At 64.1% G+C, this 18775-nt stretch carries 18 protein-coding genes; all 18 read right to left on the bottom strand.

What is annotated here, in order from left to right:
• Nucleotides 1-29: 29 nt before the first annotated feature.
• Nucleotides 30-1073: a flagellar hook-associated family protein gene (locus tag EJ076_RS30195; protein WP_109659364.1), complete on the bottom strand. Its 1044-nt coding sequence runs from the start codon at nt 1071-1073 to the stop codon at nt 30-32.
• Between the two features lie 4 nt (nt 1074-1077).
• Entirely contained in the window at nt 1078-2532 is a 1455-nt protein-coding gene (flgK, locus tag EJ076_RS30190) for a flagellar hook-associated protein FlgK (protein ID WP_126070319.1), read from the bottom strand.
• Between the two features lie 27 nt (nt 2533-2559).
• On the bottom strand, nt 2560-3819 hold the full coding sequence (locus EJ076_RS30185) for a flagellar hook protein FlgE (protein ID WP_126070318.1): 1260 nt from the start codon (nt 3817-3819) through the stop codon (nt 2560-2562).
• 79 nt (nt 3820-3898) lie between these two features.
• A complete protein-coding gene (locus EJ076_RS30180) occupies nt 3899-4567 on the bottom strand; it encodes a response regulator transcription factor (protein ID WP_013529780.1) in 669 nt (222 codons plus the stop codon).
• 221 nt (nt 4568-4788) lie between these two features.
• Nucleotides 4789-5376, bottom strand: coding sequence for a transglycosylase SLT domain-containing protein (locus EJ076_RS30175; RefSeq protein WP_164548770.1), 588 nt, complete (start codon nt 5374-5376; stop codon nt 4789-4791).
• Nucleotides 5306-6703, bottom strand: coding sequence for a flagellar hook-length control protein FliK (locus EJ076_RS30170; RefSeq protein WP_126070317.1), 1398 nt, complete (start codon nt 6701-6703; stop codon nt 5306-5308). Before EJ076_RS30170 ends, EJ076_RS30175 begins: the two co-directional genes overlap by 71 nt.
• Nucleotides 6700-8082, bottom strand: a complete 1383-nt coding sequence (locus EJ076_RS30165) for a chemotaxis protein MotC (protein WP_126070316.1) — start codon at nt 8080-8082, stop codon at nt 6700-6702. The genes EJ076_RS30170 and EJ076_RS30165 overlap by 4 nt, the downstream gene beginning before the upstream one ends.
• The gene (locus tag EJ076_RS30160) at nt 8079-9449 is read right to left on the bottom strand and encodes a MotB family protein (RefSeq protein WP_109659376.1); all 1371 of its coding nucleotides are present in this window, start codon (nt 9447-9449) and stop codon (nt 8079-8081) included. The genes EJ076_RS30165 and EJ076_RS30160 overlap by 4 nt, the downstream gene beginning before the upstream one ends.
• Nucleotides 9446-10072 (bottom strand): hypothetical protein, encoded by a 627-nt coding sequence (locus EJ076_RS30155; protein ID WP_126070315.1) that lies wholly within the window; start codon nt 10070-10072, stop codon nt 9446-9448. Before EJ076_RS30155 ends, EJ076_RS30160 begins: the two co-directional genes overlap by 4 nt.
• Nucleotides 10073-10075: 3 nt before the next feature.
• On the bottom strand, nt 10076-11722 hold the full coding sequence (fliF, locus tag EJ076_RS30150; RefSeq protein WP_109659380.1) for a flagellar basal-body MS-ring/collar protein FliF: 1647 nt from the start codon (nt 11720-11722) through the stop codon (nt 10076-10078).
• Nucleotides 11723-11875: 153 nt separating this feature from the next.
• A complete protein-coding gene (locus EJ076_RS30145; protein ID WP_109659382.1) occupies nt 11876-12943 on the bottom strand; it encodes a flagellin in 1068 nt (355 codons plus the stop codon).
• Nucleotides 12944-13207: 264 nt separating this feature from the next.
• Nucleotides 13208-14209, bottom strand: coding sequence for a flagellin (locus EJ076_RS30140; protein WP_126070314.1), 1002 nt, complete (start codon nt 14207-14209; stop codon nt 13208-13210).
• A 234-nt stretch (nt 14210-14443) separates the two neighbouring features.
• Nucleotides 14444-15175, bottom strand: a complete 732-nt coding sequence (gene fliP, locus EJ076_RS30135) for a flagellar type III secretion system pore protein FliP (RefSeq protein ID WP_126070313.1) — start codon at nt 15173-15175, stop codon at nt 14444-14446.
• Nucleotides 15172-15666, bottom strand: a complete 495-nt coding sequence (locus EJ076_RS30130; protein WP_109659388.1) for a flagellar basal body-associated FliL family protein — start codon at nt 15664-15666, stop codon at nt 15172-15174. Before EJ076_RS30130 ends, fliP begins: the two co-directional genes overlap by 4 nt.
• 19 nt (nt 15667-15685) lie before the next feature.
• Nucleotides 15686-16396: a flagellar basal body L-ring protein FlgH gene (flgH, locus tag EJ076_RS30125; RefSeq protein WP_109659390.1), complete on the bottom strand. Its 711-nt coding sequence runs from the start codon at nt 16394-16396 to the stop codon at nt 15686-15688.
• Complete coding sequence (locus tag EJ076_RS30120; RefSeq protein WP_109659392.1) at nt 16393-16974, bottom strand: MotE family protein; 582 nt, start codon at nt 16972-16974, stop codon at nt 16393-16395. Before EJ076_RS30120 ends, flgH begins: the two co-directional genes overlap by 4 nt.
• Nucleotides 16975-16983: 9 nt before the next feature.
• Nucleotides 16984-18225 (bottom strand): flagellar basal body P-ring protein FlgI, encoded by a 1242-nt coding sequence (locus EJ076_RS30115; protein WP_126070312.1) that lies wholly within the window; start codon nt 18223-18225, stop codon nt 16984-16986.
• Nucleotides 18222-18773 (bottom strand): flagellar basal body P-ring formation chaperone FlgA, encoded by a 552-nt coding sequence (flgA, locus tag EJ076_RS30110; RefSeq protein WP_126070311.1) that lies wholly within the window; start codon nt 18771-18773, stop codon nt 18222-18224. The genes EJ076_RS30115 and flgA overlap by 4 nt, the downstream gene beginning before the upstream one ends.
• Nucleotides 18774-18775: the final 2 nt, after the last annotated feature.

Genomic DNA, 18775 nt, shown 5'->3' with positions numbered 1-18775 from the left:
TTGGGGCTCTACCGTTCCGTTAAGCGTTGTCAGGTCAGGTAATTCAACAGGCTGAGCTGCTGAAGGCGTGCGGTCAGCGCAAAGGACGTTTCGATGTGTTGGGTCAGGTCGGCGACGCGGGTCGCGGCTTCGGCCGGATCGACGCCTTCCAGATCGAGAATGTGCCTTTCGAAGAGGTCGACCTGCGTTTTCATCCGGTCGTTTGCATCGGAAACCCGCTTCTGGACGATACCGGTCTCGGATTGAATCTGGGCAATGCCGCTCAGCGCTTCGCCGACCAGCAACGTGGAGCGGCTGACGACAGTGTTCTTCGCGGCCTGGCTGATGTTGCTGGACATCAGGCTGGCGACCATGGCTGCCGCCATTGCGAGCTTCTGGATGCCATCGCTGTTGGCGCTGGTCGAGGTCGGGGTGGTCTCGTTGAGGGCGATGCGGCTGACGATCTGTTGGTCGGTGGCGTTCGACCAGTTGCCTTGCCAGCCCGCGCCCGTGAACTGCGGCGCGACATCATTCGTGATGAAATCGTCCATCTGGGCAGCCGTGATGTTGGCCGCGGCCGGGTCGTCCTGGGTGAAGCCGAAATTGGCGACGAAAGCGGCGTCGAATGCCGCCTTGGCCGGAGAGCCGGCAGCCATGAAGTCGTTGATCGGCTTGACGTCGGTGTTGGTGCCGGCGAACAGATATTCGCCGTTGACGCTGGTGTTGAGGATCGATGTCAGCTGCTGGATGGTTGCCTTGCCGGAGTCCCGGGTGAGACTGTTGGAAGAATCGCTTGATGAGGCGGTGGTCAGGCTGGACAGCAAGGTCTGCGCGGCGCCGGAGAGCTGTCCAAGCGAGGTCTGCGTCGAGGAGAGCCGGGCGCCGACCAGGCCGTTGGAATCGATGATGACGTTGAGCCGGTCAAGATCGCGCTGGAAGGTGACGGCCTGGGTGGTGCGCCCACCGAGAGCCAGACCGACGTCGGCGACCCGGCCCGTCGAGGATTCTTTCGTGGCTTTGACGAGTTCGGCCTGCATGCGCATCTGCTGGGAGCGCATGGCATTCGAGATGGCGGCCGACGAGACTGAAGTCATGGAATTATCCCACCGCGTTGAGCAAGGCCGTCATCATGTCGTCGACGGTTTTCATCATCCGGGCCGATGCCTGATAGGTGTGTTCGAGGTCGAGCAGCAGCGACATTTCCTGGTCGACATTGACGCCGGTCGCGTTGGACAGCGCCTCGGCGCTGCGCGATGCCAGTGCTTCCTTGGCGTCGGAGGCGGTCGAAGCCTGCTGGCGCACGCCCTCGAACCAGCCGATCGAATTGGCCGCGTAGTCGGAAACGCTGGACGTCGCCGAAACCCCGGCGGCGGGGTCGAAAGTCATCGGCTGGTCGAGCCGGTCGCCATAGGCAACCAGAAGGATGGAATAGGATGCGCCGCCGCCGGTGTTGGCGACATAGGCGGCACCATTGGCGCCGCCGTCGCGCAGCAGCGTCGGATTGCCGCCGCTGCTCGGGTCCATCGCCGCATTGACGCTGATGGACGCGGCAAGGCCGTTGACCAGCGTGCCCGCGGCCGGGATGGCCGGCGCCCCCGACCAGGTGAACAGGCCGGCGGCATTGGGCATCGAAGGTGCGGTCTCGGCAAAGGCGGTGATCAGGCCGCGCGCGGTCTCGTCGAGCTGGCTCTGCATCGTCGAGGCGACGCCGTCGCGCAATTGCAGCAGGCCGGCAAGCGTGCCGCTGGCGCTGGTGTTGCCGCCGGCTCCCGCCGAGATCGGCACATTGTCGATGTAGACGGCATTGCCGGCCGCACCCGCGGTGTAGCCGGCGGATGCCGCGAAGGTGACCGTGCGCGGTATCGTCTCGAACAATGTCGTGCCGTCGCCGGTGGTGATGACCATGTCATTGTCGCCACGCGTGAAGGTCGACACCGGGACATAGTTCGAAATCTTCTTCAAAAGCGCGTCGCGCTGGTCGAGCGCGTCGGAAACGTCGGTGCCGGAACGGGTTCCGGACATGACCGCCGTGTTGGCATCCTGGAATTGGCTGAGCAGCGAGTTCAGGTCGTCGACGGCCGTGGCGATCTGGCCGTCGGTCTGGGTGCGGAAATCCTGGACGGCCTTGGAGCCCTCATTCAGCGAGCGCACGACCTGCTTGGCCGCGTCGATGACGGAGGCGCCGAGGTTCTGGTTGGACGGCGAGGTGGCGTAGAGCTGCAGAGCCTTCTGCAGGTCGGCAATCGCGGTCGAGGGCGAGGACGCATTGTCGACGCCATTGACCGCAACGCCGAGCTGATCCATGCCGCTGTAGAGGGCGTTCTGGCCGCTCCAGGCCGACAGCGCGCCGAGGTTCTGGCGGAACAGTAGGTCGTTGGTGGCGCGCTGGATATCAACCGAACGCGCGCCCGGCGCCGTGCTGGTAACGACGGCCTGACGGCGCGAATAGTCCGGGTTGGAGGCGTCGGCGACGTTGCGCGAGACGACGCTGGTCTGTCGCGCGGTGTTCATAAGCGCCGACTGGGCGATACTCAATGCGGTAGACAGTGACATGCGGGTCTTTCGCGGGCGGCGCCCGTCTTATCGCTTCAGGTTGACAAGGACGTCCATCAGATCGGAACCGGTCTGGAAGACTTTCGAATTGGCGGTGTAGCTGCGCTGCGCCGCGATCATGTTGGTCAGCTCTTCGGCGATATCGACGTTGGAATTCTCGAGCGCGCCGGAGATGATGGAGCCGAGCTTGCCTTCATTGGCAAAGCCGACGCGGACCGCGCCGGATTCGGTGCCCTGTGAATAGACGTTGCCGGGCAGCGCGGTGAGCTGGTCCGGGCTCTGCACGTCGGCCAGTGGAATCTTGTAGAGCGGCTTGGTGGAACCGTCCTTGTACTGGGCGTAGATGGTGCCGTCCTTGCTGATCTGGACCTTGTCGATGGTGCTCGGCGCATTGCCGTTGACTTGGGCGTCGGAAACCGTGAAGCCGGTGCCGAGCTGGGTCAGCGCCGACAGATCGAGATTGAGGCTGGCGCCGTTCGGCACGGTAAATGAAACGCCGGTGGGCGTGCCGGTGAGCTTGCCGGTGGTGGTGTCGAAGGTCAGGTTGGCCGAGCCCAGCAAGCCGCCGGCGGTGTAGGGGAACGATGTTCCAGGGGTAGCCTTCGACTGATCGAAGACCGCCACCTGCCAGGTGCCGGCGCCGGTGTTGGTGAAATAGACGTCGAGCAGCTTCTTGTTGCCGAGATTGTCGTAGGCGACCATCGAGGATTTCGACGTGTATTGCGCGGTCGCAGCGTTGGCGGCGGGCAGATTGGCGGTCGCGACCGGTGTCGCGCCTGCCGGCAGGTTGCCGGCATAGCTACCCTCGGTGCTCGGTGTTGCGGTCATTCCCTGGTCGGAGATGACAACCGGAACCAGTCCCTCGAAACCGTTGACCGTCGCTGCCGGCACGCCATTCTCGTAGCTATAGGCCATCAGCTGGAAGCCGGCCGAGTTGACCAGCCTGCCCTGCCCATCGGGAACGAAGGCGCCGGCGCGGGTCAGGTAGGGCGTACCGCTTGGATCCTGAACGACAAAGAAGCCATCGCCGCTGACGGCAAGATCGGAGACAGAGGTCGTGTATTGAAGGACGCCCGGATCGCTGACCGCCTGACGGATCGTCGTGGTGACGCCGCCGGAATTGTAGGCACCACCCGTCGACGGCATGACCAGCGTCGAGAATTCGGCGGAGGATCGCTTGTAACCGGTGGTGTCGGAATTGGCGATGTTGTCGGCGACCGTCGATAGGCGGTTTGCCTGCGCGTTCATGCCGGAAACGCCGGTCCGCATCATTCCATAGAGGCTCATCGAAACGTCTCCGCTGTGTCCATGCCACTGGCTACGAGGCTACGCGTGTTTTCTTGCGCGAGGCTGGTGCGGCGCTGCATCAGAAGACGAGCCGGTAGCCGAGGAAACGCTTGGAATCGATCGGGTCGGTGCCCAGCTTCTCGCGCAGCTTCTTGCGCAGTTTGCTGATGTGGCTTTCCACCACGTTCTCCTCAACCTCTTCGTCGAAGATGCCGTAGATGGCGTTGAAAACCTGGGTCTTGGTGACGCGACGCCCGCGATTGCTCGCCAGATATTCAAGGATGCGGCGTTCGCGGCGCGGCAAGGGCAAGGGCTGACCGTCGATCTCGGGGTCGCGCCCGTCCATGAAGATGCGCATGGCGCCGATCTCGGTGTAGGCGACGTCTTCCTGGGCGCGGCGGCGGATGGCGGTGATGCGGGCCAGGATCTCTCTGATATGGACGGGCTTGCGAATGACGTCATCGACGCCGCTCTCGAACAACCGCAGCGTGTTCTCCAGGGAGTGCTGTTCGCTGAGCGCAATGACCGGAGCGCCGGTGCGGTCGCGGATCTGACGGGGAGAGATGGAGCCTTCGCGGCAGTCGCCGATGAGGAAGGCCCGGACCGAGCGCAGATCGGTGTCGGCGGCCGAGTTCACCCACTCACCGAATTCGCCGGACGCAAAGCCTGCGCAGGCGATGCCCTCACGATCGAAAAGTGAATTGTATCCCTCTGTTACGAGCTCGCGCTCGTCAACGATTACAATCATCGGCCCGCCTCCGAATCAAATCATTTGCCCCGTGAAGAGAGGCGTATCCGCTGGCGAGAATCCTGAACAACCGTCATTTCTTGTAGCTAGTTTCTTGGGAGTCCGGAATCGCACCGGTTGCATTAGCGTGCAACCAGATATGCTTTCGGCGGCAAGATCTGACCAAGTCAAAAGGACAAATCAAGGTTGCACGCTTGGCTTATTAGAAGCGGAAAATACGCTTATGGGTTGCAGAAACCGCGCGCGTTCGCGGTCCATTTTCCAAAGCCGGTGGCGACCATGTTGGCAATGACGCGGCAGACATAGATCTTCTGCGCCGGGTCGTTGTCGGGGCCGGCATGATAGCGGGCGACGGCCATCGACCAGGTCTCGTGGCGGGCATGGAGGCTGGCCAGGAAGCGCGCCGCGTAGTCGACGTTCTGGCGTGGGTCGAGCATGTCCTCAACGCTGCGAAAATGCGATGCGTGGTAGTGGTGGTTGATCTGCATGCAGCCCAGATCGATCAGCGTCTTGCCCTCGCGCCGGGCATTGGCGAAGGCGGCAAGGGCCTCGGCCCGGCTCCTCGGAAAGACCGCTTTTCCTTCTATATTCAAGGCGTTGGGTTGAAGACTGCCCTTGTTGCCGGTCTCGGTCAAGCCAACGGCATAGAGGATGCCGGCGGGCACGCCATAGCGATCGGCGGCGCGCAGGATTTCCGGCTCGCAAGGGTTGGTCGCGGTCGCGGCAGCGCTTGCCGCGCTAGATAAAGATATCGCCGCCAGCGCGCTCGCGAGAAGGCGAAGTGCCGCGGCCGTAGTCCTGCGCGTCATCGTTGCGGTTCCCTGCGGATTGCTGACCCGGTTGCTGCCCGCCGGCTCCGCCGTTGCCGCCGCCCGAATTCCCCGGTTGAAAGGATGACGGGTCGCGGCCTGACGCCGTCGGCAAGGGGGCGGTTGCATCGGTGCGGGTTGTAGTGGCAACTGCTACCGAAGGTTGCAAGATTGTGACCTTGTCAACCTCGAAGCCGAGCCCCCGCAGCGACTTGACAATGGCCTCGCTGTCGGCGGACAGCCGACGATAGGCGTCATGTGTTTCGGGCTTCAGCTCAATCGAAAGTTGTTCTCCGGAGAGGCGAAGATGGGCCGTCACCATGCCGAGTTCGGCGGGGTGAAGTTCGATCTTCAACACATGTGTCGGAACGGCAACAGGGCTGGCCAGCTGGGCGGCCGCGGATGAGGCTGAAAGCGCCTTTTGCGGGCCGCTGTCGGCGGCTATGGCGTTGATCACATTGAGGGCTGCCTGGCTGATGGGACTCTGCGGCGGTGCGGGGAAGCTCTGTTCGGACACCACGTCGATGCGTGCGGCGGACAGGGACTGTTTTCCCGCTTCGGGCCGCATCGAGGACTGGACATCCTCGATACTCTTCATCGCCGACGCGGCGTGCTTCGACTGCACGCCGGGCACGTCGGCAGCTGGCGCGTCCGGCAGCTTCAGAGCCGCCACAGTGTTGTCGCGTTTCGGCGCGCTGGAGGCAGAGCTCGGTGGCTGGGCGTTAAGCTCCGTCAAAGGCCCGTCGACGATCGACACTTGCTCCGGCTTCGACATGGTTTCGACGGCCTCGCGTCCGGCCGTGGATTTTGATCGATAGGTCTTCGGCAGCGGAGCTTGTCCGTCGAGCGCCGGGTCCGATGGGCTCTCGGCGGCTGCCGCGTCGCGCCCGGCCGCCTTGGTCGACGTCGAGAAATGGCGCAAGTCATGAAACGCGATCAGTAGCGACAGGTCGTCCTGAAGCGGCACGGCATCGCCGTCCGGCGCCGTCTCTTCGGCGTCGGCATCGTCCTTGTGCGCCTTTGTTTCCAGATTGTCCTTGCCGATTTTCACGGTCGGCACCTTGGCCGAGGCTGTCTTTCCGGGAGCAACCGATGCCGGTTCGGTCTTGCCGGTATGCCCGGCAAGGCCGGCAGCGAGCTTGCCCCAGCGCTGGTCGTGCGATCCCGTCTCGGTCGTCGGCTGCCGTTCCGGGCGGGTAGGGACTGTGTCGCCGCGCAGCATCTTGCCGAAGCCGGCGTCGTCATTCCTGCCATTCGCAGCCGGCTGCTCCGGCGTCGCACGCGTCGAGGCAAATCCTGGCAGGGCCGAGCCGAGGCTGGTGGTCATTTGGGGGCGGCTCCAAGCATTTGGTCGATCAGGTCGAGCTGTCGACGTGTTCTGGTCATGGCGGCGTCGGTCGGATCGGTGGGCTCGGGACCGGCTGCAGGCGACGGTGCCGAGACCGGCGTGACAGTCGCTGCTTCGGCGGATGTGGCTGCAACCGCCGCCGTGTCCGGCGCATTGGCGGTTGGCCCGCCGGAGGCCGCGGTGGCGGCAGGCTGCTCCGCGATCGCGCCTTCGACCGGTGGCAGCCCGCTGTCATCGGCGCCTTGCGCCGTGGTGATTTTGGGCGCCAGTGGTTGCACGGCCGCACCAGGGGCAGGCTTTTCCTCGGGAAGGGCGGCGGGCGGCGCGACCACCTCGCCGGCAATGGCCTGAGCAGCGTCGAGCAAGGCGCGGTCGCCTTCCGACAGCCTGGTGCGGTCGATCTTGCCAAGCTTGGCGCGAACGTCCTCGATGGTGCCCGAGGTGACCGTGGAAAGGCTGGCATAGAGCAGGGCGCGTGGATCGTCCTGGTTGGTGTTGCCGCCACGACCCTGCTCGGCCCGCGCCGAAGCAAAAGCCGACAGCTCGTTCAGGCCGTCGATCGCGGCGCGGCGGGCGATGCGCAGATAGATCACCTTCTCGCGCTCGGGATCCATCATCGAGGTGATGTCGCCCAGCTTGTCCTGGCTGATCGACATATGCAGCGCGATGACGCCGGAGACGAAGGAGTCGGCGAACTGGCTGGCATAGGGCGAATAGAGGTAGCGCTCGACATACTGGGTGGAGGCAAGCGCGAAGCGTGCCGCGTCGCCTTGCGCGACTGCAATGCCGACCGAACGGCGAAGTGCGGCTTCCTCGACCAGCGTGCCGGGGCTGAGCAATCTTGCCTCGTCGAGCAGACCGAGTGCGGCCGCCGGCTGGTCGCCGGCAAGCAGCGAGCCTTTGACCAGGGCAAGGAAAGCGCCGAGATCGGGAGGCAGCGCCATGGGATCGATCGGCCCCAAGACTTCGATCGCCTCGCCGGGCCGCCCGTTGAGGTAGTCGATAACGCCTTTGGCTATGGCAAGGCTTTGCGGGTCCGTCGTGGCGCGCGACGTGGCGGCTTCGACGGTGATCGGGTTTCCGCCGCTCATGCCGTAGACAAGCAGGGCGCGAAAGTTCTTGGGATCCTTGTAATCCTCGGCATCCGCCGCGCGCAGGCGCGCATCCGCCATCTCCAGCAGCTTGGCCTGCATCGGCAGGGCGGCATGATCGCCGGCGGCTATGCGATCCTGGATCAGCTGCAGCGAGCGCACCAGTTGATACGGCTGCAGCGCATCCTGGGCAAAGCCGGCCGAAGGGTATCCGCCGGTCAGCAGCAACAGGCCAATCAACCGGCTGGTGACGGCCGCTCGCGTCATCCGCCAGTCGCCATCAGGATTTCGATGCGGCGGTTCACGGCCGACAATGGATCTGCGGGATCCTTCGGCTGGCGATCGGCGAAGCCGGCGACCTCGGTGATGCGGCGTTCGTCGACGCCACCGCGCACGAGCATGTAGTAAGCAGAATGCGCGCGCGCCGTCGACAGTCGCCAATTGTCGTAGCTGTCGCTGCGGAACGGCCGGGCGTCAGTGTGGCCGTTGATGCTGATGGTGCCCTTCTGGCTGTTGACGATGCGGCCGATCTTCTCCATCGCCAGTACCAGTTCGCGGCTCGGCAGCGCCGAGCCAACCTCGAACATGCCGAAGTCGAGCTGGTCGGTGATCGAGATGACGACGCCCTTGTCTGTGGCTTCGACGGAGACGCCGTCGTGCAGCTTGTCGCCGGGCTTGAAGGCATCGGCCAACTGCCGCTTGACGTCGGCTGCGGCCTTGACGGCAGCCGCGGTCGGCGCCTTCTCGTCGGTGTCGGGCTTGGCAGGCTTTTGCGCATCGGCCTCGACCTTGGCCGCATTCGCGTCCTTGGTGTCGCCCGGCTTGGTCTCGCCCGGTTTGATCTCGCTTGGCTTCGTGTCGCCGGCCTTGGCCATTGCCGTGGCGGGGTTCGCGGCCTGCTTGCCTGTCGCGTCCTTGGCTAGCGGCTCGAGCGGCGCGGCCGCGACAGGCGGTACGGCTTTGACTTTGGGCACTTGCGTTTCGGCGGTCTTGTCACCGGGCTTGATCGGATCGCCCTCGATCCTGGTGCGCTCGGCACTGGCCTCGGCGGCGGGTGCCGCCACCTGCTGCGACCAGAAATCCGGCTCGAAGGGATCGCGATAGGAGGCACCGCCGGAGGCGCCCGTCGCCGGGCCGGCGGCTTGTGCGCCGCCGTCACCCTTCTGGCTGACATTCTGCATGACGCCGGTATCGGTGGCGATTTCCGAAAGCACCGCGTAGGGATCGGCGAACAGATGCTCGTCGGAGTGTTCCGCCTGCGGGAGTTCTTGCTTGTCCTGTTTGCGTTCCGCCGAGCCATCGCCGTCCTGGCCGGCCTTGCTGGTCGCCTTCTTCGGATTGTCGGCCGTTGTCCCGATCGCGCGCGGACCGTCGCCGAGGTCCTCCAGGCCCTTGCGGCTCGAATTGCGGTCGACCAGCTTGACCGGGTTGAAGTAGCTGGCGACGGCTGCCTTGGTCTGCTCGTTGGCGGCGTTGATCAGCCACATGACCAGGAAGAAACACATCATGGCCGTCATGAAGTCGGCGAAGGCGATCTTCCAGACGCCGCCATGGTGGGCCTCGTCATGATCGTCATGACCACGCCGCACGATGATGATTTCGTGGGGCGTGTGTCCGGCTTCGGCCACGCTCATGCCAGAACCTCAGAGAGGGTCGTCGACCATTCGGCCATGCGTGTCTCGAACACCGCTTCGTCTATGGCGACGGTGAGGTCGAAGCCTGGTGCCTCGACGAAGTCGAGATTGGCCGCGCGCGGCCCGAGCGATGCCTTCAGTGTTTCGAACAGCGAGAGCGGACCGCGCACGACGATGCGCACCGCTTCGGCATCGCCGACCGCTTCGTGTATCGCGCTGGCAAGCACCTCGATCGAGCGTTTCTGCAGATCGTCGCTGACGATGCCGCCGATGATGCGGGCGACCGTGGCGGCGACAAGCCCGGTCACGCGTGCCTCCATGGTATCGATGCGTGACGAGACCGCCTTGCCGACATCGTCGCCGAGGCTTTCGAGAAATACCCTTGCTTCGTCTGCATTGGCCTGGCGTTCGGCTTCGAGCGCGGCATCATGCGCAGCCGACAGGCGCGCCTCGAGCGCCGCTTCAGCCTGGACAACCGCTTCCGCGATCAGCGTGCCGATATCGGCTTGCGGCGCTGGCGTCTCGGGCTTGTGTTCGGGATCGACTGCTGCCCGGGGCTGGCCGGCGCGTTGTGCGCGGGTGCCGAAATCAGGCAGAAGGTCGAAGAGGGCTGCGGAGGGCATGGCTTACACCGCAACTTCCTGGGCAGCCCATTTGCGCAGGATCTGCGCCGTGCGCTCCTCGTTGAGGTCGACCATCCGGGCAAGCCGATCCTGCGGCGCCGGCCTGATCTTCTGGCGAAGATCGTCGAGCGGCGTCGGACCTGGGCGCGAGCCGGGCAAGGCGGCAACCGCGGCATTGTCGGCGGCGGCAGTTGCTTCCGGCGTCGGCAGCGAGCGCTGGACGTCATCGAAGCTGGGGCCTGACAGGGCCGGTGTTGCCTTTGCCGTCAGCGCCGACGCCATCGGCCTTAGGCCGAAGAAGGCGACCAGGAACACCACGACGATGAAGGCGCCGGCGTTGATCAGGGTGCCGGCATGCTGGCCGATGGAATCGAGCATTCCAGCCTGCGGGATCGCCTCGCCGTCCAGCCCGTCGATGAATTCGACCGCCGACACGTCGATGACGTCGCCGCGCTTTTCGTCCAGGCCGGTGGCGGAGGTCACCATTTTCTGGATGTCGGCGACGCGCTTGGCAATCTGCTCCGGCGTGGCGTCCTTGCCGAGTATGGTCATCAGCCGCTGCTGGTTGACGACGACGGCAATCGACATCTTGGTGACGCTGTAGCCGTTGGAGACGGTGGCGATCTTCTTCGAATTGATCTCGTAATTGGTGATCTCTTCCCTGCGGTCGTTCTGCGACGAGGATTGCGGTCCATCGGTGGCGGTTGCCTGGGTTTCCGGCAGGTTCTGCTCGACGCTGGCCGGGGTGGAAGCCTGCTTCTGGTTGTTGTTTTCGTTGGCACGCACCGACTGCACCGAGCGCTCGACGCGCGAGTTCGGATCGAAGATGGTTTCTTCCGTCTGGCGGGTGTCGGTGTTGACCTCGGCCTTGACGCTGGCGCGGAAATTGTCGGGGCCGAGATAGGCCGTCAGCGCGCGGCGGATGTTGTCGCCGATCTGCGCCTCGACAGTCTGCTCGACGCCGAGCGTGCGCGCGGCGCTGGTGTTGGAAGGATCATCGCCCGCGGCCAGCAGATTGCCGCTGGAATCGAGCACCGTCACCTTGTCGGCCGACAGGCCGGGGACGGCGGCGGCGACGAGATGGCGGATCGACATGGCGCTCTTCTCGGCGTCGATGCCGGCGTAGCGGATGACCACAGAGGCGGAGGGCTGCTGCTCGTCGCGGCGGAAATTGGCGCGCTCGGACATGACGATGTGCACGCGCGCCGCCTTGATACCCGATATCGACTGGATGGTGCGCGCGATCTCGCCTTCCAGCGCGCGCACGCGGGTGATCTGCTGCATGAAGGAGGTGAGGCCGAGCGAGCCGACATTGTCGAACAGTTCGTAGCCGGCATTGGCGCTGGTCGGCAGGCCCTTTTCGGCAAGCAGCATGCGCGCCTGCGCGGTGGTGCCGGCCGGCACCAGCACCGAAGTTCCGTCGGCGCCGACGTCGAAGCCGATGCCGGCTTCGCCCAGCACCAGGCCGATCTGGTTCACGTCGGCGCGGTCGAGCCCGACATAGAGCGTGTCGTAGGCAGGGCGGTTGAGGTAGACCGAGGCGATGCCGATGACGCCCATCACCAGAACGGCGATACCCGCCAGCATGGCGAGGCGCTTGACGCCAAACCCGCGGAGATTCGAGATGATGCTCTGGATCTGTTCCGGCACGGTTCAACGACTCCCAGCATGATTGTCCGCCGGAACAGTAGTCCTCGAAGCTTGTGCGAAAATGAAATCGGGCCGCGCTTGCGGCGCGGCCCGTCAATCGGAGTGCGAAAAGGAGGGCGGGATGCGAAAGGAGGGCGCCGGTGGCGCCCGCGATTAGTTCTTGAACAGCGACAGGATCGACTGCGAGGCGCTGTTGGCGATCGACAGCGACTGGATGCCGAGCTGCTGCTGCACCTGCAGCGCCTGCAGGCGGGTCGATTCCTTGTTCATGTCGGCATCGACAAGCTGGCCGACGCCGCGGTCGATGGAGTCCATCAAGCTCTGGGTGAAGGTCTTTTGCAGGTCGATGCTGCTCTTGGCCGAACCGAGGATGGTGGCGGAGTCGGTCAGCTGGGCCATGACCTTGTCGATCCTGGTCACCATCTGCGTGATGATGTCGTCGGTTACCCCGGCCGCCGTGATGTCGAGGTTGTAGGCGGAAATATTGTCGACCCTGGCCACCACCGCTCCCGCCGCCGTCTGGCCATCGCTGTTTGCGGCGATGTCCGTTTTTCCGAGCGCGAGCGCGGCCGCATAGGCGTTGTCGTACAGGGTCTGGGCGGCCCCAGTGGCATAGATGGAGGTCTGGCGATCGAGGGTGCCGTAGTTCTTGACGTCGGTGGCCAGGCCGTAGTCGAAAAGCTTGGTGCCCTCGACATCGATGTTGATCGTTCCGATCGAGATGGCGCCGGATGAGGAGCGATTGAATGAGGACACGATCTGCGAGTCGGGCTGGACGCCGTCATTGGCGGCCGCGACCTGCTTGGAGGTCACCGCAAGGAAATTCGAGCCCGAGAAGGTGGCCGCATCGGCAAAGGACTTCATCTGCGCCTGAAGCGCCTTGATCTCGGTCTGGGTTTTTGCCTTGGCTGCGTCCGTCTGGCCGACGGTCGAAAGCAGCTTGGTCTTGATCTGGCCGATCGTTGTCAGCACATTGTTCATGCCGGTGTAGGCGGTATCGACTTTCGAGGCGCCGAGGCCGAGTGCATCCTGCACCGTCGACAGGGCCTGGTTGTCTGAGCGCATCGTGGTGGCGATCGACCAATAGGCGGCGTTGTCCGAAGCCTGCGAGACGCGGTAGCCTGTCGATATGCGAGCTTGCGTCTGCTCGAGTGACTTGTTGGTGGCGCTGAGGCTTTGAAGTGCGGTTAACGCCGAAGCGTTGGTCATGATGCTCGCCAAGAAAGTCGCTCCTTCTCAAAACCGACATGCTCAGACATGCCGGATAGGCCTGTTCAACGGTGGTATCGTGCCGGTAGGGCCGATTCGCCAACTGTTGTAAGCTATTGGTTAACCATAACTACCGCGACATGGTTAACAGCCTGTTAAACGCTGGCCTTCGAGAGTTAAGGACCGAGGGTTGCGTGGGGCTGGAGCAAACGCAAATCGGGCCGCGCTTTTGGCGCGGCCCGATTTTTAGTGCGAATTGTGGTTGAGCGGAGGCGATTAGCCGCGGAAGAGCGACAGGATCGACTGCGAGGAACCGTTGGCGATCGACAGCGCCTGGACGCCAAGCTGCTGCTGGACCTGCAGCGCCTGCAGACGGGTCGATTCCTTGTTCATGTCGGCATCGACGAGCTGGCCGACACCGCGATCGATGGAGTCCATCAGGTCCGAGGTGAAGGTCTTCTGCAGGTCGATACTGCTCTTGGCGGCGCCAAGCGTGGTGGCGGAGTTGGTCATGTCGGCGAGCGCGGAGTCGATGACGGTCAGCATCTGCTGGATCTGATCGTCGCCTGCAGCTTTGCCCGTTGCGGTGTCGAAGATCTTCAGGCTGGCGGCCGAATAGGTGTCGGTGGCCGTTGCAGCAGCGCCCAGGGTCACGGCCACAGCCGTGAGGGTGGCCACACCGGTGGAGCCGGTGCGTTGCGAGTCAAGGATGCCCTTTGCGAGTGTCGCGGTGGTGCCAGCTTCATACAGCTTGATGTTTTCCACCTTGACGTCGATGGTCGAGATCGAGGATGCGCCGGCCGCGTCACGGTTGAACGCCGAAAGGATCTTCACATCGGCAGCCGTCGTGGCTGTGGCGCCGCTGTTTACGGACAGCATGTTGGTGCCGGAGAAGGTGGCGCCGTCGGCGTAGGACTTCATCTGCGCCTGAAGAGCGGTGATTTCGACCTGGGTCTTTTCCTTCGAGGCATCCGTCTGGCCGTAGGAAGCCAGCAGCTTGGTCTTGATCTGGTTGATGGTGGAGATCGCGCTGTTCATGCCGGTGTAGGCGGTGTCGACCTTCGAGGCGCCGAGGCCGAGAGCGTCCGAAACGGTGGACATGGCCTGGTTGTCGGAGCGCATCGTGGTGGCGATCGACCAGTAGGCGGCATTGTCCGAGGCCTGCGAAACGCGGTAACCGGTCGAGATGCGGGCCTGGGTGTCGGTGAGGGATTTGCTGGTGGCGTTAAGGCTCTGCAGAGCCGTCAACGCAGCGGAGTTCGTCATGATGCTGGACATGGTACTCGTACCTTGGTTTTACAGGTGTTTTTTAGACATACCGGGTCTCCCGGTATGACGGTGCGGCATCATGCCAATGATCTCTGAAATCGATCACCCGCCATCTGCGAGCGAATATGCGGGCAAGTCCCTACCAAAGGGCTAAACCGGACGGTTAATCGAAAATATTTTGCTTGAAATTCTGTGCCTGCGTGGCACGGCAGCGACCAGTTGCCAGGGATCAGTCGCCAGCTGTCAATTGAAGGAGCGCACCAGGCTGCCGACAAGAAGATTCCAGCCGTCGATCAGGACGAAGAACAGGATCTTGAACGGCAGCGACACCACTGTCGGCGGCAGCATCATCATGCCCATCGCCATGGTGATGGTGGCGACGATCAGGTCGATGACCAGGAATGGGAGCACGATCAGGAAGCCGATCTCGAAGCCGCGCCGGATCTCCGAGATCATGAAGGCGGGCACCAAGATGCGCAGGTCGACAGTGTCGCGCGAAACGGTCTGGCCCCGCTCGCGGGCGAGGTCGGCGAAGAGGTCGAAGTCCTTGTCGCGCACATTGCGCAGCATGAAGGCGCGGAACGGATCAGAAATCTTGTCGAAGGCTTCGGTCTGGGTGATCTGATTGTCCATCAGCGGCTTGACGCCGGTGTTCCAGGCCTGGTCGAAGGTCGGCGCCATGACATAGAAGGTCATGAACAGCGACAGCGAAATGAGAATGAGGTTTGCCGGCGTCGACTGCAGACCGATGCCGGCGCGCAGGATCGAGAAGGCGATGACGAAGCGGGTGAAGCTCGTCACCATGATCAGCAGGCCCGGCGCCACCGACAGCACGGTCAGCAGGCCGAACATCTGGATGATGTAGCCGACGGTGGTGCCATCGGCCTTGCCAATGCCGCCGAGATCGAGTTGCTGCGCCGCCGCGACCGACGTGGCGGCGGCGATCATCGCCGTAGCGAGAAGGAACTTTCTCATTCGAGCAGCAATGTCCTGATGAGGATCTGTTTGGCGTGACCCTGGCTGCGGATCGAGGCGCGTTCCTCGAGATCGGCCTTCAGGTGCTGGTAGCCGCTGGCGCCCTCGATTTGATGCATCTTCAAGGTGCGAACCAGGGCCAGAAGGTCCTGGTGGATGTCATCCGACATTGCCTGTGGCTGTGGCCCGTCATAGACGACGGACACCTCCATCCTGATCCAGGTATCGGCAGGCGAGGCGATGTTGGTGGTGATCGGCGCCAGGACGACGAGTGTCGGCCCCACGCCTGGCTGTTCGGCCGCAGCCGGCTGCTCGGCCTTGCCTTCGTTCTCAGGCGCCACCGGTACCGACGCAGGGGCATCGACGCCCTTCAGGTAGCCGCCGGACATCCAGCCCATGCCGATGGCGGCCGCCGTCACAACCAGCAGCATGGCGGCCTGGATGGCAAGGGAGGGACCCTTGCGCGGCTGAACCTGTTCGACATTTGCCACGGCGCCGTGTCCCCCGATCCTAGAACGGAAGAACCTGGTCGAGAACCTGCTGGCCGTAGGCAGGTTGCTGGACCTCGGTGATGCGGCCGCGTCCGCCATAGGAGATGCGCGCTTCGGCGATGCGTTCGTAGGGGATGGTGTTCTCGGCGCCGATATCGGCCGGCCGCACGATGCCGGCAATGGTCAGCACCCTGAGCTCGGCGTTGACGCGCACTTCCTGCGATCCCTTGATCATCAAATTGCCGTTCGGCAAGACATCGATGACGATGGCGGCGACATTGAGCTCCAGTGTTTCCGATCGCTTGATCTCGCCATCGGCCGTCGTGTCCGTGGTGGAGTTGAGAGCGCCAGCACCCTTGCCGGCGGTGCTGCCAACCTTGTCCCATTGCGCGCTGATATCGAAACCGAGCTTGCGGTTGGCGGTGCGGCTCCTGTCGTTCTGGTTCTTGAAGTTGGCCCGGTCGTTGATCTTGATCTTGACGGTCAGGATGTCGCCTTGGGACAGCGCCCGCGGGTCGGTGAACAGCCGGCTCTGGCGGTCATCCCACAACGAGAATTTCCTGGGCGGTGCCGGCGGCGTCTCCGGATAGCGATAGAGCGAGCCGGTGCTACCGTCGTCGATGCCGGAGCCGACCGGCGACAGAGCCGGATCCCTGCCGACCTCCTTGAGGTTGGTTCCGCAGCCGGACAGCACGGCGACCGCGCACAGGACGAGCATTTTGCGGATCATGACGGATCTACCCTTCGGGCTGCGCTGGCCATGATGCCGGTGAGCGTTGCCGCCGCCTTCTGGTCCATTTCGTTGAGGATGACGCTCGCCTTGCGTGAATCGAGCTTCATCAATATGGCCGCCGCCAGATCGGCGTTGACGATGGCCAGCCGCTCGGCGGCGGCGTCGGGTTTCATGCCTGCGTAGATCTGGACGACGCCGTCTTCGGCCCGGGCCAGGAAAACCTCGCGCCGCTTCAGCCAGGTCTCGTACTCGGCTTTCTTTGCATCCAGAGCTTTCATGCGCTCGTCAATGCCGGCCTGAAGCTGCTTCAGTTCCTCCGCCTGCAAAGCATAACGGCGGTCGCGGGCGGCGTCGGCGATGTTGGAGCAGAAGCGCTCGATCTCGCTCTGGTCGGGTGCCTTTTCCCGCGCCAATTGCGGCGCCGCCGCTGCGACCGGGGCTCCCGGCAGGACCTGGCGGACCGTCTCCTCGCCGCGTGCCGTGCCGCCAGCAAGGGTCATGGTGGCAACAGAGGCGGCCGCGAGCAGGATTGCGACGGGGCGGCGTCTTTCGTGGCGTGAGAGGGAGCGGATCATCGGCATCGCCTATTGCAGAACCAGGTCGGCCTGCAGGGCGCCGGCCGACTTGATGCCCTGCAGAATGGCAATGATGCCGTCCGGCTTGACGCCGAGACGGTTGAGGCCGGAAACGAGGGTCTGGAGATCGGGACCGTCAAGCACCGCGACGCGGGCGTCGGGTCGGCTGGCGTCGATGGCGGTGAACGGTTCGACGGCGGTCTCGCCCTTGGAGAAGGGCTCCGGCTGGACGACGCGCGGTGCTTCAGTGATGCGCACGGTGAGCGTGCCGTGGCTGATGGCGACCCGCGAGATCTTGACGTCGTTGCCGATGACGATGGTGCCGGTGCGCTCGTCGATGACGACACGGGCTGGCGTATCGGATTCGACCACCAGGTTCTCGATCTCGGCATAGAAGCGGGCGGCTGAAACACCCTTCGGCCTTCTGATCTGCACGGTGCGGGAATCGCGCTCGGCCGCCACCCGCATGCCGAAGCGCTGGCTGGTATAGTCGTTGATGGCGTCCGCAATGCGGATAGCGGTCGAGAAATCGGGATTGCGCAGTTGCAGCGTCAGCGTCGCCTGATCGTCGAACTCGGCCTGGACAGCACGCTCGACGATGGCGCCGTTCGGCACGCGGCCGGCGGTCGGCACGCCTTGCGTCAGCTGCTCGGCTTGCCCCTTGGCGGTGAAGCCGGACACGATGACCGAGCCCTGACCGACGGCATAAATCTCGCCGTCCGCCGCCTTCAGCGGCGTCATGATCAGCGTGCCGCCGGAAAGCGAGGTCGCGTCGCCCATCGAGGAGACGTCGATGTCGATGCGGGCGCCCGACTGCACGTAGGGCGGCATGTTGGCGGTGACGATGACGGCGGCAACATTCTTGGCGCGCGCGCTGCCGCCTTCGGTGGCGATGCCGAGATTTTCGAGCATGGCGCGGATCGACTGTTCGGTGAACGGCGAGTTGCGCAGGCTGTCGCCAGATCCGGCGAGGCCGATGACCAGGCCGTAGCCGACCAATTGGTTGTCGCGCGAACTCTGCAACTGGGCGATGTCCTTGATGCGCGAGGCGACCTGGCCCGGCGGCAGCGAACTCGGTCCGGACGAAACCCGGAACATGCGGCTGGTGGTGGCCGGATCATATTCAGGATCGTTGTAGACGCCGCCGTTCTTGGCAGCGAGCTCGCGCTTGGCCTTGGGCGTCAGGCCGTCGGCCAGTGCCGGCTGCAGGCTAAGCACGGCAGCCAGTATCAGGGAAAGGCTGCGTATCATGAGGCGCTGACCTGGATGGTTCCATCCGCCATCACCGTGCCGGACAGGATCTTGCCGCTGTCGATGTTGCGAACCTTGACGAGGTCGCCCGCTGCACCTGGCTGCAGCGTCACGGCGGTCGCCGAGATCGTCAGTCCGCCGGCGATGAAGAAGACCTGCACGGAGGCGCCCTGTTCGACCAGCCAGGCCTCGCGGATGGCAATGGAAGGGATGTAGCGGCCGGGCAGCAGCGTGCGCTTGGCGACCTTGCCGTCGAGTTCCTCGGCCCGTGTGGCGACCGCTTCCGGCTTGTGCTTGCCGACGATCAGGGTCACCTTTTTCAGGGCAGCGAGATTGATGGTCTCGCCGGGATAGATGACCCGGCTGGGAATCAGCACCACCTCGCCGACAGCTTGATTGCCGGCGATCTGAGTGGCTGACTGGTCGGCCGATTGGTCTGTCGACTGGTTTGTCGATTCCTGGGCAAAAGCCGGCATGCCGCCGGTCACCAGCGCAAAGGCGAGCGCGGTGCGGCGGAAAACGGACAGGAGACCTGGCGTCGACATCATGC

Origin of the sequence: Mesorhizobium sp. M7D.F.Ca.US.005.01.1.1 (assembly GCF_003952545.1) — a bacterium.
Taxonomy (GTDB): domain Bacteria; phylum Pseudomonadota; class Alphaproteobacteria; order Rhizobiales; family Rhizobiaceae; genus Mesorhizobium; species Mesorhizobium loti.
Note: the sequence above shows the minus strand (reverse complement) of the source record. Positions and strands in the feature narration are given on the sequence as shown.